Annotated in this window: 1 pseudogene; it reads left to right on the top strand. The window is 63.5% G+C overall.

What is annotated here, in order from left to right:
• Nucleotides 1–11: 11 nt before the first annotated feature.
• Nucleotides 12–1,883: pseudogene (locus EN749_RS35005) on the top strand (restriction endonuclease); the annotation flags it as partial.

The raw sequence follows: 1,883 nt of genomic DNA, 5'->3' as shown, positions 1-1,883 counted from the left end.
CCGCCGAGCTGATGACCGGCCTTGGCAAGGCCAAGATCGTCATAACCAACTACCATTCCTTCCAGCGCCGCAAGGCGCACGACCTGAACCCGGTTGGCGAACGGCTGATGCAGGGACGCACCGGGCAGCCGATCGAAAAGCAGGAGACCGAGGGCGAGATGCTGCAGCGCGCCTGTGGCGAACTCCTCCCCCTGAAGAACATCGTCGTCATCAACGACGAGGCGCACCACTGCTACCGCGAGCGACCCGGCACCGACGAGGAGGCCGAAGCGAAGGGCGAGGAGAAGGAGGAAGCGAAGAAGAACAACGAGGCCGCCCGGCTCTGGATCTCCGGCCTGGAGGCGCTGAAGCGCAAGGTAGGCCTGCGCGCAGTCTACGACCTCTCAGCCACGCCCTTCTTCCTGCGCGGCTCAGGCTACGAGGAAGGCACGCTGTTTCCCTGGGTGGTGTCGGATTTCTCTCTCGTCGATGCGATCGAGGGCGGCATCGTCAAGCTGCCGCGCGTGCCCGTCGCCGACAATGCGGTGAACGCCGAAACGCCCGTCTATCGAAACCTGTGGGATCACATCGGCAAGGCGATGCCGAAGAAGGGCGCGGGCAAATCGGGCGAGCTCGACCCGTTCTCGATCCCGGCACAGCTCCAGACCGCGTTGATCTCCCTCTACAGCCACTACGAAAAGGAATTCGAGGAATGGCAACGCGCCGGCATCGGCGTGCCGCCCGTCTTCATCGTGGTGTGCAACAACACTGCCAGCTCGAAGCTCGTCTACGAATGGGTTTCCGGCTGGCAGCGCGAGCGCGAAGATCAGTTGCAGACCATCCATCATGGGCATCTTGGGCTGTTCAGCAATTACGACAAGGCGACCGGCGAACCACTGCCCCGCATGAACACACTGCTGATCGATTCCCAGCAGATCGAGTCCGGTGAGGCGCTAGACGCGACGTTCCGCGACATGGCTGCGGGAGAAATCGAGCAGTTCCGCCGCGAGAAGCAGGAACGCGAGGGCGCTGCTGCCGGGAACATCTCCGACAGCGAGCTCCTGCGCGAGGTGATGAACACGGTCGGCCAGAAGGGCCGCCTTGGCGAGCAGATCCGCTGCGTCGTCTCCGTCTCGATGCTTACCGAAGGATGGGACGCCAACACCGTCACCCACATCCTCGGCGTGCGCGCCTTCGGCACCCAGCTTCTGTGCGAGCAGGTGATCGGCCGCGGCCTGCGCCGCCAATCCTATGAACTGAACCCCGAAACCCAGTTATTCGAGACGGAGTATGCCGACATTCTCGGCATTCCCTTCGACTTCGCCACCGAGCCGCAGACAGTCACGAAGAAGCCGCCGAAGCCCGTCACGCGCGTCGCGGCCGTCCGTGAGCGCGAGCGCCTCGCCATCCGCTTTCCGCGCGTTGCGGGTTACCGCACCGAGCTTCCGCCGGACCGCATCCAGGCGACCTTCAACGCAGATTCGACACTGACGCTCACGCCGGAATTGGTTGGGCCTTGCGAGACAAGGCTTGAAGGACTGGTCGGCGAAGGCCACGACATCTCTCCGGACGCGCTGGACGAGATGCGACCGAATACGGTCGCCGTGCATCTGACCAAACGATTGGTTGAGCGCTATTTCCGTGACGGCGACCAGGACCCGCCCTATCACCTCTACAACCTCGTCCAGCCGATCACCCGGCGCTGGATCAGGGATCATCTGAAGACGGTCGGCGGCACCAAAATCGGTATGCTGACCTATGCCGAGATCGCCGACAAGGCGGCCAACCTGATCTATGCTGGCATCGTGCGCGAGGCGAGCGCCGGCGGCGAGCCCATCGTCAAGGCGATGCTCGACCCGTACAATCCGCGCGGCTCGACCAATCACGTCGCCTTTAACACCACC

Origin of the sequence: Mesorhizobium sp. M7A.F.Ca.ET.027.02.1.1 (assembly GCF_004022985.1) — a bacterium.
In the GTDB taxonomy this organism is placed as follows: domain Bacteria; phylum Pseudomonadota; class Alphaproteobacteria; order Rhizobiales; family Rhizobiaceae; genus Mesorhizobium.
The sequence above is the reverse complement of the archived record's forward strand: the minus strand, read 5'-3'. Positions and strand labels throughout refer to the sequence as shown.